Raw genomic sequence first — 16,946 nt, forward strand, 5'->3', positions numbered from 1 at the left:
TGGGCCACTAAGCAAGCGCTTAGTGTGCGAAGGGGCACCCATGAGACTTCAGTTGTCCGCCGAGGACCAGGCCTTCCGCGAGGAGATGCGGGAGTTCTTCACCACCCAGGTGCCGCAGGACATCCGCGACACGATCATCAATCACGGCGAGATCGCGCGCGACCAGATCGTGCGCTCCCAGCAGGCCCTCAACGCCGGCGGCCTGGCCGTCCCGGGCTGGCCCGTCGAGTGGGGCGGCAAGGACTGGACGCAGCTGCAGCGCCACATCTGGCACGAGGAGATGCAGCTCGCCGGCGTCATCCCGCCGCTCGCGTTCAACGCGTCGATGGTCGGTCCGGTCATCGCGGCGTTCGGCTCGCAGGAACTCAAGGAGCGGTTCCTGCCGGCCACCGCCAACCTCGACATCTGGTGGAGCCAGGGCTTCTCCGAGCCCGACGCCGGCTCCGACCTCGCGAGCCTGCGCACGACCGCCGTCCGTGACGGCGACGAGTACGTCGTCAACGGCCAGAAGACGTGGACCACACTCGGTCAGTTCGGCGACTGGATCTTCACCCTCGTGCGCACCGACCCGAGCGCGCCGAAGAAGCAGCAGGGCATCAGCTTCCTGCTCATCGACATGAAGACCGAGGGCCTGACGGTCCGCCCGATCGAGCTCATCGACGGCGGCCACGAGGTCAACGAGGTGTTCTTCGACAACGTGCGCGTCCCGGCCGAGAACCTCGTCGGCGAGGAGAACAAGGGCTGGACGTACGCGAAGTTCCTGCTCGGCAACGAGCGCGTCGGCATCGCCCAGGTGGGCGCCAGCCAGCGCAACCTCGCGACCGCCAAGGCCAAGGCCCGCGAGTTGGGCGTCTTCGACCAGTACGTGCCGCGCTTCGTGGAGATCGAGAACCAGCTGGTCGCGCTCGAGCTGACCGCGCTGCGTGTCGCCGCCGGATCGTCCGCCGGCAAGCCGCACCCGGCCTCGAGCGTCCTCAAGCTCAAGGGCTCGGTCCTGCAGCAGCAGGTCTCCGAGCTGTTCACCGACCTGGAGGGTCCGTCGGCGCTCACGAGCCGCGAGACCCGCATCTTCCTCAACAACCGCAAGGTGTCGATCTACGGCGGGTCCAACGAGATCCAGCGCACGATCATCGCCGGCACGATCCTGGGACTGTGACATGGACTTCACCATCGACTCCGAGCAGAAGGCGCTCGTCGGCGCCGTCAAGAGCCTGATCAGCGACGTCTACGACTCGTCCGAGACCCGCCGTGAGATCACCAAGTCCGACCCGGGCTTCGCCGCGTGGGAGCAGCTCGCCGAGATGGGCGTGCTGAGCCTGCCGTTCGAGGCGTCGCCCGTCGAGGTGTCGCTCGCCGCCGAGGAGCTCGGCAAGGTCATCGCGCCGGACCCGTTCGTCGAGGCGATCGTGCTGGCCGGCGGACTGATCGACGCGATCGGCACCGACGCGCAGAAGAAGCAGTACGTCGAGGCGATCGCCGGTGGCGAAGTGCTGCCGATCCTCGCGTGGATGGAGCCCGGCCGTCGCTGGGCCACCGACGCGACCGTGACGTTCGCCGACGGCCGGCTCAACGGCGTCAAGGCGCCCGTCGTGCAGGCCGAGCGCGCCGATCTCCTCCTCGTGACCGCCGCGCTGCCCGAGGGCGGCACGGGCGTGTTCCTCGTCGAGGGCGCCACGGCGGTCGAGACCGTCGTGACCAACGACGGCTCGCGCGCGGCCACCGTGACGTTCGGCGACACCCCCGCGGTTCCGCTGGGCGAGGGTGGCGACCAGTCGGCCGCGATCGAGGCCGCACTCGACCGCGCTCGCATCGCCTACGCCCACGAGGCGCTCGGTGCGATGCAGACCGCGCTCGAGACCACGGTCGGCTACCTCAAGACGCGCAAGCAGTTCGGCGTCACGCTCAACACGTTCCAGGCGCTGAACTTCCGCGCCGCCGACATGTACGTCGCGCTCGAGCTCGCCCGGTCGGCGATCACGTGGGCCACGATCGTCGCGGCCGACGAGAGCTCGACGCCCGCGGAGATCTCGACCGCCGCCTCGCACGCCGCGCTGCAGGTCAGCGTCGCCGGCCGCCACATCGGCCCCGACGCGATCCAGCTGCACGGCGGCATCGGCATGACGGCCGAGTACTCGGTGGGTCACTACGCGAGCCGCCTGATCTCGATCGAGCACCTCATCGGCGACGGCGACTTCCACCGGGCGCGCCTCGCCGCGACCGTCGGTGACCACGACGTCTTCGACCCGATCGGCTGACGGTTTACCACGGTCCCTCGGTTGAGCAGTTCCTCCCTCGGTGAGTTCACCGAGGGAGGAGCCAAATAACCAAGGGACCGTGGTAAACCGACCTACGGCACCCGGTGGGTCCACTCCCGCGTGGAGAACCTCTCCGCGACGAGGCGCTGCGCCTCGGCCAGCTCGACGTCGGTGTAGTCCGAGTCGTGGGTGGCGTAGCGACGCTCGAACGTGCCCAGGAACGAGCCGATGATCGCCTCGCGCGACAGGCCGGTCTGCGAGCGCATCGGGTCGACGCGCTTGTTCGCCGACCGGGTGCCCTTGTCGCTCATCTTCTCGCGACCGATCCGCAGCACGCGGGTCATCTTGTCGGCGTCGATGTCGTAGGCCATCGTCACGTGGTGCAGCACCGCCCCGCCGGCGAACCGCTTCTGGGCGGCGCCGCCGATCTTGCCGTCGGCGCTCGCGATGTCGTTGAGCCCGACGAAGTGCGCCTCGACGCCGACCTCCGAGAGCGCCTCGATCACCCAGTCGTCGAGGAACGAGTAGGAGCGCTCGAAGCTGAGCCCCTCGACGAGGGAGGCGGGCACCACGAGTGAGTACGTGATGCAGTTGCCCGGCTCCATGAACATCGCCCCGCCGCCGGAGACGCGGCGCACGACGTCGAAGCCGTACCGCTCGGCGCCGTCGTGGTCGATCTCGTTGACGTAGCTCTGGAACGAGCCGATCACGACGAGTGGACTGTCCCACTCCCAGATCCGCAGCGTCGGCGGGCGCCGGCCGTCGGCGACCTCGCGGCCGATGACCTCGTCGAGCGCGACGTGCACGGCGGGATCGAGGGTCACCGGGCCGATGACGTCGAACTCGTGGTCGTGCCACGCGGTGGCCTTGCCGAGCGCCCGGCGGACGGCGATGCCGACGGCCTCGGGGCTGAAGCCGATGAACGACGTGTCGGGACCGACGGCCGCCGAGATCGCCGCGGACAACTCGTCGACCTGGGCGTTCACCGAGACGCCCGTGAGCGCCGCGTTGAGGTCCAGCAGCGCCTCCTCGGGCTCGAGGAAGAAGTCACCCGAGACGCTGACGTCCGTCAACCGGTCGCCGGCCACCTCGAGGTCGACCGCGACGAGCTTGCCGCCCGGGACCTTGTACTCACCACGCATGGTGATTCCAACAATGCTCCTCGCGGGTTGCTTCCGCGGGCATTCCCGCCGAGTCGGCGGACCTACTTGGTCCAGTAGAGGTACGTCCAGGCGCCGTGGGTCGTCGTGTTGACCGAGTCCCCGGAGCCGTGCCGGATGTACGAGGAGCGAACCCGCGCCTTGATCCCGGTACGGTTCGGCGAGGTGACCCCCACCGCCACCCGTCCGGCACGGTCGAGGTCGAAGTACTCGTGACCGGCCGAGCGCCAGGCGCCGTTCAGGCGGATCTGGAAGTCCATGCGCACGTCGCGCCCGGGGTACGGCGACATCGTGGTCCTCACGACCGGTGCCGTCCGCTTGTGGAACCAGTGGTACTTCTGGCCCCCGATCTTCGCCTTCTTGTAGTGGCGCGACACCGCGACTTTGAGTGCCACGCGCACGTTGGCCGTGACCGAGACGGTCCGCGTCGCGGTCCGGGCGTCGCCGGCGTAGACCGCGCTGACGACGCTGTTGCGTCGAAGGGTCCCGGTCCAGCTCAGGTCGCCCTTCGCGTTGACGGTGCCGCTTCGGACCAGCGTGCGCGGCTTGTCGCCGCCGGCGGGGTCGACCCACAGCTCGAGCTTGCGGTTCTGGTAGGTCGACCCCAGGTGGGCCGTGAAGGTGACCTTCTTGCCGTATGCGTAGGTCGCCGTCCCGGGTCGGAGTGTCACGGCCGGGGTGTTCCGCGAGACGGAGACCTTGGCCGAGGAGGTCACGGGACGGTGGTCGGCGTCACCGGCGTACGACACGACGTACGTGACGGGCCCGCCGACCGTCGGCGTGTCCGTCAGGGTCCAGGATCCGTCGGAGCCGACGGCCACGGCAGGAAGCGCAGTGCCGTTCGGGTGCTCGATGTCCTTGCGCAGCACGTCGAGGGAGACGCTGGAGGCGAACGGCGTGCCCGCGGTGAGCCTGCCGTGAACGGTCAGCTGCTGGGCGCGGGGTGCCGTCGCGGGTGCGCTCACGGTCAGCGTCGGCTTGGCCAGCGTCGGCGCCCCGATGACGCTCAGGGTGAAGGGCCCGCTGCCGTTCAGCACGAACAGTCGCGACTCGTCGGCCGCCCAGGACACTGCGGTCGCCTTCGCGGCGAAGGTGTTGACCGGCAGTGAGACGTTGGGGCGGAAGATCGTGACCTGGTCGTCATCGGCCGTGGCCACCATTCCGGTGCCGGAGATGTCGGCAGTGGTGCCGCTCGGGTACGCGCCGCCGGCCGAGAACTGGCCCGCGGCGTACGGCTGGCGCTCACGTCCGTTGACCAGGACCTGGGCGGCGCCGGGAACGAGGTCGATGTCGCCGATGCCCTCGTTGAGGGTGTAGTTCCCCTTGTGAAAGGCCACCTCGGAGGGTGCCGCGCCGGAGACGTCGAGAACGGCCATCGAGTCCGTGGAGATTCCTGTCTGGCCCACGGCCAGGAGGTCGGGCTTGGCCGTCGAGCCGTCCAGGAGCGCCTGGCCCCAAACGCGTTTGGGGTACTGGTTCATCGTGACGGTGCCGGTACCGGGGTCGATGGACCCGAGATTGCCGTCCCACTGGTCGCCGTACGAGAACCAGACCTTCCCACCGGCGAACGCCAGGTGTCGGGGCCCGTGGGTCGTCGCCGCCGTGTAGCGGGTGATCTCGTCCAGGGTGGCCGCGTCGAGGGCCACGACCTCGTGGGTGGTCCAGGAGGCGGCGTACAGGACCTGACTGTCGGCGGAGAGCGCCAGGCCGGAGACACCCGCGATGCCGGACGCCGAGTCGACGAGGTTGCCCGAGTAGTCAGCGGCCAGGATCGACCCGCTGGTCCGGTCGCCGACGAACACCCGCTGGTGGACGTCGTCGGCAACGAAGCCGCCGATCGACGACACGGACACGGTCGCCGCGGTGGCGGGACCCGCACCGGCGACGAGGCCGGAGGGGACGGCGATGAGCAGGGCAAGGACCCCGATGGCGCTGCGGCGCATGACCTACCTCGTGAAGCTGGGACGGATCGCGGATCGACACCGCTTGGAGCAGGCTAGGGGGTTTCCGGGGCGGGGGGAGCGGAATGCCGCGCCCGGGCCGGACGGGTGGGCGCGATGGTGGTGCGTACCGCCCGTTGGCTTCGTCCTTGGTGGCGGAGGCAAGCCTCCGCCCTGGTGCCTTGGGAAGACACCAGCGGGCGGCACGCTGTGCGTACCGCCCGCTGGCTTCGTCCTTGGTGGCGGAGGATAGGGGATTCGAACCCCTGAGAGCTTTCACTCAACCCGCTTTCCAAGCGAGCGCACTAGGCCACTATGCGAATCCTCCGCGGGTGAGTTTACGGGGTGGCGGGCTCGCCGTCCCCATCGGGCCGTCAGTCGTGGGTCTGGCCGTCGCATTCGAGGTCCTGGCCGTCGTATCCGAGCGGCGTCAACTCCAGCTGCTGGGCGCGGGACCGGCCGAGGTTCCACTCGAGCCAGTCCCCGCCACCGGCGTCGACGGTGAGGACGCACACCCGCACGTCGGCGGGCAGGGTCGCGAGCGTCGGGACGGCATCGTCGGACAGGGTCGCCAGATAGTGCCAGTCGGCATCGCCGCTGGACTCGTACCGGTCGACGTTGTGCCGGGCGATCCACGCGTCCGGGTTGATCGCCGCCAGCCCCAGCAGCAGGGCCACTCCGGTGGCGAGACCGAGGCGGGGGAGCCACGTCGCGCGCAGGGCGATGCCGCCCGCCATCGTCGCGAGCACGAGCAGGCCCAGCCAGCCCTCGAACACATCGACGAGGAGCCGCAGCCGGGTGAACCCGTACGCCTCCTGGTAGACGTGCATCCGGTACAGCGCCGAGGCCACGACGACGAGCGTCATCGCGCACAGCAGACCGAGCGAGACCCGCAGCCACAGCCGGTCGGCCTCGGCGTCGCGGGACGCCTTCCTCGACGCCGCCCACAGGACGAGCAGCGTGAGCGCCGTCGCGACCGTCAGCTGGCCGAAGCCCTGGTGCACGTACTCCGCGTACGTCAGCCCCGTCGTGCGCTGGAGGTAGTCGTGACCACCGAAGATGACGGTCGCCTGCGCCGCCAGGAACACGGCGAAGACGGCGTCGACGACGAGGACCGGCACGAGCCACTCGAATCGCTGCGCGGCCGGCCGCGTGGGCAGGATCAGGCCGTCCACGTGCGGTGGGTTCAGCGCCAGGTACGCACCGGCGAGCGCGACGCCGCCGACGAAGACGGCCACGAACACGCGGAAGGCAAAGTCCGCGGAGCCCAGGTCCGGGACGAGGGCGTCGAACCAGCTGGCGAACAGCGCGTCGGCCGAGGCGAAGAGCAGGGCGAACACGACGAGCCCGAGCACCGACCACACCGCGGTCCGCAGCAGCGCCGCGCGGTGGCCACCGCCGGCCACGCCGCGCATCGTCCGGCCCAGCCACGGGAGCCCGCGCAGGCTCGCCGTGGGCCACGCCACGACTGCCGCGGCGAAGGCCGGGACGGAGCGGCCCCGCGTGAGGCCGACCGCCGTCAGCACGGCGCCGGCGAGCAGGCACAGCACGACGATCCACTCCGCGTCGCGCAGCACGGGCACGAACGCCAGCAGGGCGCACCCGGCGGCGCAGGCGAGCGTGAAGACGTCGCGTCGGTGCCGGCTCACGCCGAGCAGCAGGCCGCCGAGCGCGAGCAGCACGACGAAGGTGCCGAGGCCCAGCTCGCGGAACGGGAGCACGACGCCGGCCAGCACACCGACGCCGACCGCGCCGAGCAGGGCCCAGCGGTTGGCCGGGATGCCCGGATCGGTCCACAGGGAGCCGAAGAGCGAGTCGGTCATCGAGGGCACGGCAGGGCGGGAGGGGCCGCGCTCGGGCGCAGTCGTGGTGGTCACGGGAGCCTCCTGGGGAAGGGGAGCGGGGACGGGGGACGGGGTGCCGGTCTCGGCACGTGGCGGGACGGAGCGAGGCAGGGCGACCCGCACCCGGGCACCGGTCTCGCCGTCGCGCGGGTCGACGAAGTGGATCCGGCCGCCGTGCAGGTCGGTGACCCAGCGGGCGATCGCGAGGCCGAGTCCGGTGCCACCGCCGCCCTCGGTCTCGCGGAGCGTGCCGAAGCGTTCGAAGGCCCGCTCCCGGTCGGCCGCCGCGACGCCTGGACCCGCGTCCGCAACCTCGAGCCACCACGAGTCGGCCGCCGCGCCGACCGTCACCCGGACGGTGCCGCCCGTGGGGCTGTGCCGGATCGCGTTGTCGACGAGGTTCGCCACCAGCTGGTGCAACCGGGCGGGGTCACCGTCGACGTGCAGGTCCTCGGGGTCGACGGCGACCGCGACGGACACCTTCCGGTCGCCGTAGCCGAACTCGCTCACGACCGCCCCGAGCAACTCGCGCACCGCGACGGGCTCGCGCCGAAGCGCCACGGCGCCGGCATCCACGCGCGACAGGTCCAGCAGGTCGTTCACGAGCGCCGCGAGCCGTTCCCCCTGGGCCAACGCCGCACGCAGCGCCTCGGGATCGGGTTCCGCGACACCGTCGGCGAGGTTCTCCAGGAGGGCGCACAGGGCGGTCAGCGGCGTGCGCAGCTCGTGGCTGACGTTCGCGACGAGCTCGCGCCGCTGCCGGTCCACCTGGTCGAGGTCCGCCGCCATCTGGTTGAACGCGCGAGCCAGCTCGCCGATCTCGTCGCGCGACGTCGCGCTGACCCGCACGGCGTGCTCGCCCCGCGCCATCTGCCCGGCCGCCGCGGTCATCTCGCGCAGGGGCGAGGTCATCCCGACCGCGAGCAGCTGTGTCACGGCCAGCGCCAGGGTGATCGTCACCGGGACGCTCAGCCAGAGCGGCACTCCGGCGCTCGAGCCGATCGTCGCGACGACCATCGTGACGGCGGCGCTCGCGGCGACGAGCAGCCCGAGCTTGACCTTGACCGACCGCACCGGGTCGAGCGGCCGCGGGCTCACGACGTCGCTCCGGACTCGAGCGCGTAGCCGACGCCGTGCACGGTCCGGAGCCGTTCCGCGCCGATCTTGGCCCGGAGCGCCTTCACGTGGCTGTCGACGGTCCGCGTGCCCGAGGCGTCGGACCAGCCCCACACCTCGGCCAGCAGGCGCTCGCGCGTCAGCACGGTCCCCGGGCTCGACGCGAGCAGGCCGAGCAGGTCGAACTCCGTCGGCGTCAGGTGGACCTGCTCGTCGTCGACCCAGACGCGTCGGGCGGCGAGGTCGATCCGCAGGCCGTCCGCCTCGATCGTCGTCGGCGCACCCAGCTGGGCGGCCCGCTCGACGCGGCGCAGCAGTGCGGCGACGCGAGCGACGAGCTCGCGCATGCGGAACGGCTTCGTCAGGTAGTCGTCGGCGCCGACCGCGAGGCCGACCAGGATGTCCGCCTCGTCGTCGCGCGCCGTCAGCATGAGCACCGGTACGGGACGCGTGGCCTGGATCCGTCGGCACACCTCGTGGCCGTCGAAGCCCGGCAGCATCACGTCGAGGACGACGGCATCGGGCTGCTCCTGCTCGCACATCGCCACGGCGCCGGGCCCGTCGTGCGCCCGCAGCACCTCGTAGCCCTCGGCGGTCAGCCGGTCGGCGACGGCGGCGGCGATCGTGGGCTCGTCCTCGACCACGAGGATCCGGCGGCGGCTCATGCACCCAACCTAGGTCTGCGGGTGCGTGGGACGGGGGCGGGATGTGTGAAGATCCCGTGCAGGTTCACGGGTCGGTGGGGGATGGCTGGAGGGCCCTGCAGGCCGCCCCGTATGCTGGTTGCCAGCCCCTCGCGTGGCGGCACATCACCCAACTCCCCCAGGGCAGGAATGCAGCAAGGGTCAGTGGTCCCTGCCGGGTACGCGAGGGGTCCTTCATGTCCGCAGGTGGCGTCAGCGGTGCACCTTCGCGGCGCGGAAGATGCCGTGTGCGGCCTTCCGGCCGGCGTACGCCTTCGAGGGGCTGCGGCCGAACTCCACCGTGATCGCGGTGCCGTGCCGGCCGAGCACGTCGTTGTACCAACCGGTCAGGGTCGGTGACACGCCACTGCCCTGCGCGACGCCGAAGTGCTTGCGCTTGAGGCCGAGCTGCTTGGCCAGCCGCTTCTCGAACGCGACGTCCTTGCCGGACTTGCCGACGCCCTTGAGCGGCTGGTGCAGCGACACGATGTAGTCGGGCTTGTACTTGCGGAGGAACTTCATCATGGCCCGGGTCTCGCGCTCGCTGGCCTTCTTCGGCCCGCCGTACGTGCGCGAGCCCTTGGAGCCCTTGATCCAGCCGCTCGTGGGCCAGTTCCGGTTGAGGTCGACGCCGCGGGCGTTCGTGCGGGTGCCGCGGGCGTGCCCGTCGGGGTTCATCGTGGGCACGACCCACACGGCCGTCCCCGCCTTCGGCCGCAGCCGCTGCACGATGTGGCGGGCGGTGAGCCGGCCGGCCTTCTCGTCGCCGTGCATCTGACCGATCACCAGCATTACGCGCTTCGCATCGGGGTCACCCCGGAAGTACGCGACGATCTTGCGTCCCTTGACGGTCGTGCCGACCGTGACCTTCTTCTTGACGTAGGTCGTCTCGGCCGCGCTCGCGGGCGCCGTCGCCGGTCCCGTGAGCAGCCCCGCCGTCAACGCCAGGGCGACCAGTGCCGCCCGAACCCCCGATGCCATCGACTCACCGCTTCCTTCCGAAGATCGTCTTGATGAGTTCGCGTGCCGCGGTGCGGCTCGCCTCGCCGATCGCCCGGTCCATGGGCGACATGCGCGTGGAGCCGGTCTTGCGGCGATGACCGGTCGTCGTCTTCGAGCGCTTCGCGAGCTCCGTCTCGAGCCGCTCGGCCTCGTCGGCAGCGCGTTGGCGCTCCTGCTCGGCAGCCGCGGCCTCGGCAGCCGCCTTCTCCTGCGCGTCGAGCGCGGTGGCCGCACCCGTCGTGGCCGCGACGGCGCCGTACTTGGCCGAGAGCGGCGACGCGGTGATCGCCGCGGCCATCGCCTCGGCGGGCGTCGGCTCCATCGAACCGCGGGGCGCGCGGACGCGGGTCCACGCGACGGGGGACGGCGCCCCCTTCTCGTTCATCACCGTGACGATCGCCTCGCCGGTCGCCAGCTGGGTCAGCACCTCCGCGAGGTCGTACCCCGAGTTCGGGTACGTGGAGACCGTCGCCTTGAGCGCCTTCGCGTCCTGGGGCGTGTGGGCGCGCAGCTGGTGCTGGACGCGCGAGCCGAGCTGGGCCAGCACGTCGTCCGGCACGTCCTTCGGGGTCTGGGTCACGAAGAAGATCCCGACGCCCTTGGAGCGGATCAGCCGGACGGTCTGCACGACGATCTCGAGGAAGTCCTTCGACGCGTCCTTGAACAGCAGGTGCGCCTCGTCGAAGAAGAACACGAGCCGGGGCTTGTCGGTGTCGCCGACCTCGGGCAGCGCGGCGAACAGCTCGCGCAGCAGGTACATGAGGAACGTCGAGTACAGCTCGGGCTGGTCCTGCACGCCGGGCACCTCGAGCAGCGACACGATGCCCTGCCCGGACGCGTCGGTGCGCAGGACGTCGCCGACCTCGAACGCCGGCTCGCCGAAGAAGACGTCGGCTCCGGTGTCGGCGAACGTGATCAGCTCGCGCAGGATGACGCCGACCGTCGCGGTGGACAGGCCGCCGATCTCCTTGAGCTCGGCCTTGCCCGCATCGCTGTCGAGGAACGCCACGACGGCGCGCAGGTCCTCGAGCGTCACGAGGTTGAGCCCCGCCTTCCGCGCGTAGTGGAAGACCAGCGCGAGCGAGGACTCCTGCGTGGGGTTGAGGTCGAGGACCTTCGAGAGCAGCGTCGGCCCGAACGACTCGACCGTCGCCCGGATCGGCACGCCGGTGCCCTTGCCACCGAGCGAGTAGTACTCGGTGGGCGCGGCGGCGGGCTGCCAGTCCTGGCCGATGCCCCGGGTCCGCGCGAGCAGCTTCTCGTTCGGGGTGCCGGGCGTGGCGATGCCGGACAGGTCGCCCTTGATGTCGGCCGCGAACACGGGGACGCCACCCGCGCTGACCTGCTCGGCGAGAACCTGCAGCGTCTTGGTCTTGCCCGTGCCGGTCGCGCCGGCGACGAGGCCGTGCCGGTTGAGCATGCCGAACGGGATCCGCACGGGCACGTCCGCGCGGGGCTCGCCGCCCTCGACGAGCGCGCCGATCTCGAGGGCGGGGCCGTCGAACGCGTACCCGGCCCTGACGGCTGCGACGATCTTGGAGTCGCCCTCGGGTGCGGCGACCGGCTCGGACGCAGGGGTGGGAGCGGCGTCGTCCTCGGCGGCCTTCCTCGCTGCCGCCTCGGCCGCCGCGGCCAGTTCGTCGGCCCGGCGCTGGGCCTCCCGGGCGGCGGTCTGCGCCTCGGCGGCGGCCTGCGCGGCGCTGGCGGCGGCCTCGTCGGCGGCGTCGACGGTCGGATCGCTCTCGGTCATGCGTTTCAGGCTAGTCCCGCTCGTCGCGAGGGGCGCGCGGTCCGTCGCGGGCAGGCCGCGGATTCGGTGGCGGGCTGTGGGCGAGTGCTTAGACTGACCGGGTGATCTTTCGCCGCGTGGGGGACGGGCGGCCCTACCCCGACCACGGATTGACCCAGAGCGACTGGGCGGCCATCGCGCCGACCCAGGTCCGCCTCGACGACCTCACCACGACGAAGACCACGCTCGACCTCGAGACGCTGCTCGACAGCGACTCCACGTACTTCGGCGACCTGTTCGCCCACGTCGTGAGCTGGCACGGCGAGATGTTCCTCGAGGACGGCCTGCACCGGGCCCTGCGCTCGGCCCTGCAGCAACGCACGATGGTGCACGCGCGGGTCCACACGATCGGGAAGCAGGCATGAGCAAGGCGATCGAGCGTCTGGTCGTCGCGGGCGCTGCGGGCGTCTTCGTGGTGGGCACGGGCCTGGGCGTCAACCTCGCGTTCTCCGAGACGGCGCCCGTCGCCGAGCAGCAGGAGGAGTGCGAGGCCAGGACCGTCGCCAAGGGCGAGCAGCTGACCAGCAACCTCGTGATGGTGCACGTCTACAACACGAGCGAGCGCGCCGGCCTGGCCAACCGGGTCAAGATCAACCTCGAGCGGCGCGGCTTCCTCGGCGGCATGGCCAGCAACAACCCCGGTCGGCTCAAGGCGAAGAACGTCACGATCCTGACCACCGACCCGAACGACCCGACGGTCAAGCTGGTCGCCGCCCAGTTCAGGGGCAAGGTCGCGACGCAGGCGCCGGACTTCACGACCGAGGACCACGGCGTCTCGATCCTCGTGGGCCCGGACTACGCGGGCTTCAAGAAGGGTGCGAAGACCAAGCTCGCGGTCGGTCAGGACGTCGCGGTGTGCGTCCCGACGATCACGTTGCCCTAGGTCGGCGGTCCCAGCCGGCGAGACGGCCGCTGCGGGCGACCTCGCGCAGGCGCTCCTCGACCTGCTCGCGCAGCTCCCGCGTCGTCACGATGAGCAGCTCGTCGTTGACCCGGATGCGCGTCGTGCGGTGCGGCACGATCGTCTCCTGGTCGCGGACGACCATCGTCACCGAGGCGCCACGGGGCAACCGCAGCTCGTCGATCTCGACCCCCGCGAGCTTCGAGCCCGGCGGCACGTGGATCTGCAGCAGGTCGGCGGAGATCCGTTCGAGCGGCGCGGCATCGATCTCGACGTCGCGTCCGCGGTCGGACAGCACACCGCACCACCGGGCCAGCCGGCCGAGCGGCGCGGCCTGGATGATCGTGTAGACGACGACCGCGACGAACGTCATGTTGAACAGGTCGACGGACTCGTCGACCGCGTTCGCGAGCGGGATCGTCGCGAGCACGATCGGGACGGCCCCGCGCAGGCCGGCCCAGCCGATGAACAGCTGCTCGCGCCAGCCGACCCGGAACCACGTCGCGCACGCGGCGACGGAAGCCGGCCGCGCGACGAACGTCAGCAGGGCGCCGATGCCGACGCCCGCGACGACGTGCCAACCCTCGATGTCGCTCGGGTGGACGAGCAGGCCGAGCATGACGAACAGGCCGATCTGCGCGAGCCAGCCGATCCCCTCGACGAACGACCGCGTGGCCGACCGGTGCGGCAGCTCCGTGTTGCCCAGGACCACGGCGGCGACGTAGACGGCCGCGAAGCCGCTGGCATGGATCGTGGCCGCGAGCGAGTACGCCAGGACGGTGACCGCGAAGACGACGAGGGGGTAGAGGCCCGCGGCCGGCAGCGCGACGCGGCGCAGCAGGCGGGCGCCGCCGAAGCCGACGGCCAGGCCCAGCAGCGATCCGACGACGAGCTCGAAGAGGATCAGGCCGGCGAACGCGAGCACGCCGTGGTCGTGGATCTCGCCGATGCTGATGGCGGTGACCAGCACGACGATGGGGGCGTCGTTGAGGCCCGACTCCGCCTCCAGGACGCCGGAGACGCGCGACTTCAGTGGCACCGACCGCAGGACAGAGAACACGGCAGCGGCGTCGGTCGGCGAGAGCACGGCGGCGATCAGGACGGACAGTTCCCACTCGAGCCCGAAGATGTAGTGCGCGCCCATCGCGACGATGACGACGCTGATGGCGGTGCCGAACGTGGCCAGCAGCAGTCCCAGTCCGAGCGACGGGCGCACGTTGGCCCACGTCGTGGTCAGACCGCCCTCGGCGAGGATCAGGATCAGCGCGGACAGGCCCAGGACGAGGGCGGTGTTGTAGTCGGCGAAGTCGACGCCGTTGCCGTCGTAGCCGATCAGGACGCCCAGGCCCAGGTACATGAGCAGTGAGGGCAGGCCCACGCCCACGGAGAGGCGGACGGCCAGGACAGCGAGGATCAGGACCCCCGACCCCGTCAACAAGATGACGTCGAGGTCGTGGGAAGTCACCTCATCTCCCTCCCGCGCTCGCCGGTGGAACGGATTCTATCGGTCACCGATCGTCGTGATGAGGCGGTCGACGGCCGTGCGATAGCCCTCGACGCCCTCGCCGACGACGTGGACGACCGCCACGTCCGCCACGTAGGAGTGGTGCCGGAACGACTCGCGGGCCATGACGTCGGAGATGTGGACCTCGGCGACCGGCAGGGCCACGCCGGCCAGCGCGTCCCTCAGCACGACCGACGTGTGGGTGAGTCCGCCGGGGTTGATGACGATGCCGGCGCAGTCGTGGCGGGCGTGGTGGATCGCGTCGATCAGCACGCCCTCGTGGTTGCTCTGGAGTGCGCGGACCTCGAATCCCCGCTCGGCGGCCACCTCGGTGACGAGCCGCTCGACGTCGGCGAGCGTCTGGGCTCCGTAGATCTCGGGCTCGCGGGTGCCGAGCAGGTTCAGGTTCGGTCCGTTGACGAGCAGCAGGCGTCGGTCGGTCACGGGCTCACCGTATCGCCGTGCCGAGGCCTCGACCCCCGCGTACGCGAAACGGCCAGCCTCCCGCCGAAGCAGGAGGCTGGCCGTTCAGCCGACTCGGATCACTTGAACGAGATCGGCTGGCCTCCGATGACGACCTTCGTGAACTCGATCGTGCCGGTGCCTTCGTAGATCAGCGACGCGCGCGTGACGGAACCGTTCGGGTTCTGGCGAGCCGAGTTGTCGTTCAGGCTCGTCGCGATCGCCGCGACGGTGAAGGTGCCGTCGCCGTTGTCGTGACCGTAGTCCGGGTTGATCTGGTGGACCGACGAGTACGCCACACCGTCGATGACGATCTTGAGGCGCGGGGCGCCGGCGGCCGGAACCGCACCGTCGGACAGGCGGTAGGTGTACTCGATCACCGTGGACGCCTCGACCTGCAGGTCCAGGTTCTTGATGCTCGCGTACGAGTAGCCCTGGTCGGCCGAATCGAGCTTCACGGTGCTCGGGTCGACGATCGTGGCCGGGCCACCATCCTCGCCCTCGACCCAGTTGGTGTTGATGTCGTGGCCGGTGGCGGCGTAGCCCTCGAGGGCGTCGAGCCGGTCCCGAAGGTCCTGGAGCACGGACGCGTCCACGTCCGTACCGTTCTTGCCGTTGACACCCGCCTTGCCCGCCTTGCCGGCCTGGGCGACGATCCATGCCCGAGCGCTGGGGGTGAGGTCGCGCAACCGGATCGTGCCGTCGCGGACGTCGCGCCCGGTGAGGCTGCCGTTCTTGACGTCGACGGCCCGGATGGTGCCGTCCTTGATGTCGGTGCTCGTGATGAGCGAGCCGGCGACCGCGCCTCCGGCGGTGCCGATGACGAGGATGATCGCGCCACCCGCGGCAACGGCGATGGTCTGCTTCTTCATGCTTCTCCTTCTCGGGGGTAGGTGTGCTGGGCAGTTCGGGTCCGCTCACTCGTCCCGATCGGGGTGGTGCCGCCCTCGCGGATCCGCGGCTGACCCAGCCCGCGGACTCTATACGATCCTTATACGACTTTTATAATTCTCGGCACTGTGTTCTAAGTCTCACCTATCGGTCGCGTGACCGATCGGACTGGTACGCTCCGGCTCATGGCGCGTCCTTACGGAGATCCAGTGGAGATCGTCACCGGCCCTGTCCCCGCCCAGTCGCCCTTCATCCCGACGGATGCGAAGGTCGTCGCCGGGGTGGTCGCTCCGGCGTCCCCGGACCCGATCCCCGTCGTACTGCTCCCGGGTTTTGAGTACCGGATGCGCGAGTGGCGGCACCCGGACACCTACGAGATCCACTGGTTGCTCGAGCGGAGGAAGTCCGGCCTGCTCGGCGACACCGACGCGTAGCCCACGGCCACCCGGGCCCACACCGCGAGGCGCTCGCCCGCTGACCCGGTCGGCCGGGCACTTCACCACTAGGGTCGGGACCATGCCCCGACTCCTCGCGATCAGCAACGCCGATGCCGGATCGTCCGATGCCGAGATCGTCGAGGCCTGCGTCAGCGCCCTGCGCGAGACGGCCGAGGTCACCCACGTCGCGACGAAGGACCCGGACGATCTCGCGGCGACGCTCGAGCGACACCCCGAGGCCGAGATCGTCGCCGCGCTCGGCGGCGACGGCAGCCTGCACGCCGTCGTCCAGGCGCTGTACGACGCGGGCCGGCTGCCCGCGACGGCCGTCGCCCTCGTGCCGCTCGGGACGGGCAACGACTTCGCGCGCACGATCGAGCTGCCCGAGGACGCGGTCGCGGCCGCGACCGCCGTGGCGCACGGGACGCTGCGCGAGATCGACCTCGTCGTCGACGGCGACGGCACGGTCGTGGTCAATGCCGCCCATGTCGGGATCGGCGCCGAGGCGGCCGCCCGTGCCGAGCCGGTCAAGCCGATCCTGGGGCGGTTGGCCTACGCCCTGGGGGCGGTCTCGACGCTGTTCACCCGCTCCGCCGACGTGCGCGTGACGATCGACGACGACACGCTGCAGGGTCGCGTCGCGCAGGTTGCGGTCGGGAACGGGCGGTTCGTCGGCGGCGGCGGTGAGCTGTTGCCGCACGCGGTCGTCGACGACGGGAAGCTGGACGTGGCCGTGGCATTCGCCTCGACCGTGCCGAAGCGGATCGCCTACGCCCTGCACCTACGCCGCGGGACGCACCCGGAGCAGGACTTCGTGCACTACACGCAGGCCCAGCGCGTGCACGTGATCGGCGACGGGATGCGCTGCACGACCGACGGCGAGCTGACCGAGGCCCAGCGGGAGCGCACGTGGCACGTGCAACCCGGCGGTCTGGTCATGCAGTTGCCGAGCTGAACGGCGC

Annotated in this window: 15 protein-coding genes, 1 tRNA gene and 1 other RNA gene; 7 read left to right on the top strand and 10 right to left on the bottom strand. The window is 70.9% G+C overall.

Annotated elements, in window-relative coordinates:
* Nucleotides 1-40: 40 nt before the first annotated feature.
* Together ACT26F_RS14390 and ACT26F_RS14395 are read left to right on the top strand one after the other, a co-directional pair.
* The gene (locus ACT26F_RS14390; protein ID WP_471671232.1) at nt 41-1,156 is read left to right on the top strand and encodes an acyl-CoA dehydrogenase family protein; all 1,116 of its coding nucleotides are present in this window, start codon (nt 41-43) and stop codon (nt 1,154-1,156) included.
* 1 nt (nt 1,157) lies between these two features.
* Nucleotides 1,158-2,255, top strand: coding sequence for an acyl-CoA dehydrogenase family protein (locus ACT26F_RS14395; RefSeq protein ID WP_471671233.1), 1,098 nt, complete (start codon nt 1,158-1,160; stop codon nt 2,253-2,255).
* Nucleotides 2,256-2,347: 92 nt separating this feature from the next.
* Here the strand turns inward: ACT26F_RS14395 and ACT26F_RS14400 are convergent, their stop codons facing one another.
* The 5 genes from ACT26F_RS14400 to ACT26F_RS14420 all read right to left on the bottom strand — a co-directional run bounded on the left by ACT26F_RS14400 (nt 2,348) and on the right by ACT26F_RS14420 (nt 8,980).
* The gene (locus ACT26F_RS14400) at nt 2,348-3,397 is read right to left on the bottom strand and encodes a lipoate--protein ligase family protein (protein WP_471671234.1); all 1,050 of its coding nucleotides are present in this window, start codon (nt 3,395-3,397) and stop codon (nt 2,348-2,350) included.
* 62 nt (nt 3,398-3,459) lie between these two features.
* A complete protein-coding gene (locus ACT26F_RS14405) occupies nt 3,460-5,358 on the bottom strand; it encodes an NHL repeat-containing protein (RefSeq protein ID WP_471671235.1) in 1,899 nt (632 codons plus the stop codon).
* Between the two features lie 237 nt (nt 5,359-5,595).
* Nucleotides 5,596-5,683: transfer RNA gene (locus tag ACT26F_RS14410), tRNA-Ser, on the bottom strand.
* A 46-nt stretch (nt 5,684-5,729) separates the two neighbouring features.
* The gene (locus ACT26F_RS14415) at nt 5,730-8,297 is read right to left on the bottom strand and encodes a DUF4153 domain-containing protein (protein ID WP_471671236.1); all 2,568 of its coding nucleotides are present in this window, start codon (nt 8,295-8,297) and stop codon (nt 5,730-5,732) included.
* Entirely contained in the window at nt 8,294-8,980 is a 687-nt protein-coding gene (locus ACT26F_RS14420; RefSeq protein WP_471671237.1) for a response regulator transcription factor, read from the bottom strand. The genes ACT26F_RS14415 and ACT26F_RS14420 overlap by 4 nt, the downstream gene beginning before the upstream one ends.
* A 120-nt stretch (nt 8,981-9,100) precedes the next feature.
* Between ACT26F_RS14420 and ffs the strand changes: the two genes are divergently transcribed.
* Nucleotides 9,101-9,197, top strand: an RNA gene (ffs, locus tag ACT26F_RS14425) — signal recognition particle sRNA small type.
* 14 nt (nt 9,198-9,211) lie between these two features.
* Here the strand turns inward: ffs and ACT26F_RS14430 are convergent.
* Both ACT26F_RS14430 and ACT26F_RS14435 read right to left on the bottom strand, forming a co-directional pair.
* Nucleotides 9,212-9,979 carry a M14 family zinc carboxypeptidase gene (locus ACT26F_RS14430; protein ID WP_471671238.1) on the bottom strand — a complete coding sequence of 256 codons (768 nt, stop codon included), beginning with the start codon at nt 9,977-9,979 and terminating at the stop codon, nt 9,212-9,214.
* A 4-nt stretch (nt 9,980-9,983) separates the two neighbouring features.
* A complete protein-coding gene (locus ACT26F_RS14435) occupies nt 9,984-11,750 on the bottom strand; it encodes a helicase HerA-like domain-containing protein (RefSeq protein WP_471671239.1) in 1,767 nt (588 codons plus the stop codon).
* Between the two features lie 101 nt (nt 11,751-11,851).
* Here ACT26F_RS14435 and ACT26F_RS14440 point away from each other — a divergent pair, with 101 nt between their 5' ends.
* On the top strand, nt 11,852-12,154 hold the full coding sequence (locus ACT26F_RS14440; protein ID WP_471671240.1) for a type II toxin-antitoxin system VapB family antitoxin: 303 nt from the start codon (nt 11,852-11,854) through the stop codon (nt 12,152-12,154).
* A complete protein-coding gene (locus ACT26F_RS14445) occupies nt 12,151-12,672 on the top strand; it encodes a LytR C-terminal domain-containing protein (protein ID WP_471671241.1) in 522 nt (173 codons plus the stop codon). The genes ACT26F_RS14440 and ACT26F_RS14445 overlap by 4 nt, the downstream gene beginning before the upstream one ends.
* Here ACT26F_RS14445 and ACT26F_RS14450 read toward each other — a convergent pair.
* The 3 genes from ACT26F_RS14450 to ACT26F_RS14460 all read right to left on the bottom strand — a co-directional run bounded on the left by ACT26F_RS14450 (nt 12,659) and on the right by ACT26F_RS14460 (nt 15,528).
* The gene (locus ACT26F_RS14450; protein WP_471671242.1) at nt 12,659-14,155 is read right to left on the bottom strand and encodes a potassium/proton antiporter; all 1,497 of its coding nucleotides are present in this window, start codon (nt 14,153-14,155) and stop codon (nt 12,659-12,661) included. The two genes, ACT26F_RS14445 and ACT26F_RS14450, sit on opposite strands and share 14 nt — an antisense overlap.
* A 36-nt stretch (nt 14,156-14,191) precedes the next feature.
* Entirely contained in the window at nt 14,192-14,638 is a 447-nt protein-coding gene (gene aroQ / locus ACT26F_RS14455) for a type II 3-dehydroquinate dehydratase (protein ID WP_471671243.1), read from the bottom strand.
* Between the two features lie 98 nt (nt 14,639-14,736).
* Nucleotides 14,737-15,528, bottom strand: a complete 792-nt coding sequence (locus ACT26F_RS14460; protein ID WP_471671244.1) for a hypothetical protein — start codon at nt 15,526-15,528, stop codon at nt 14,737-14,739.
* Between the two features lie 204 nt (nt 15,529-15,732).
* Here ACT26F_RS14460 and ACT26F_RS14465 point away from each other — a divergent pair, with 204 nt between their 5' ends.
* Together ACT26F_RS14465 and ACT26F_RS14470 are read left to right on the top strand one after the other, a co-directional pair.
* The gene (locus ACT26F_RS14465) at nt 15,733-15,981 is read left to right on the top strand and encodes a hypothetical protein (protein ID WP_471671245.1); all 249 of its coding nucleotides are present in this window, start codon (nt 15,733-15,735) and stop codon (nt 15,979-15,981) included.
* 82 nt (nt 15,982-16,063) lie between these two features.
* Nucleotides 16,064-16,939 carry a diacylglycerol/lipid kinase family protein gene (locus ACT26F_RS14470; RefSeq protein ID WP_471671247.1) on the top strand — a complete coding sequence of 292 codons (876 nt, stop codon included), beginning with the start codon at nt 16,064-16,066 and terminating at the stop codon, nt 16,937-16,939.
* Nucleotides 16,940-16,946 lie beyond the last annotated feature (7 nt).

The sequence above is a fragment of the Aeromicrobium sp. SP1 genome (assembly GCF_055663785.1).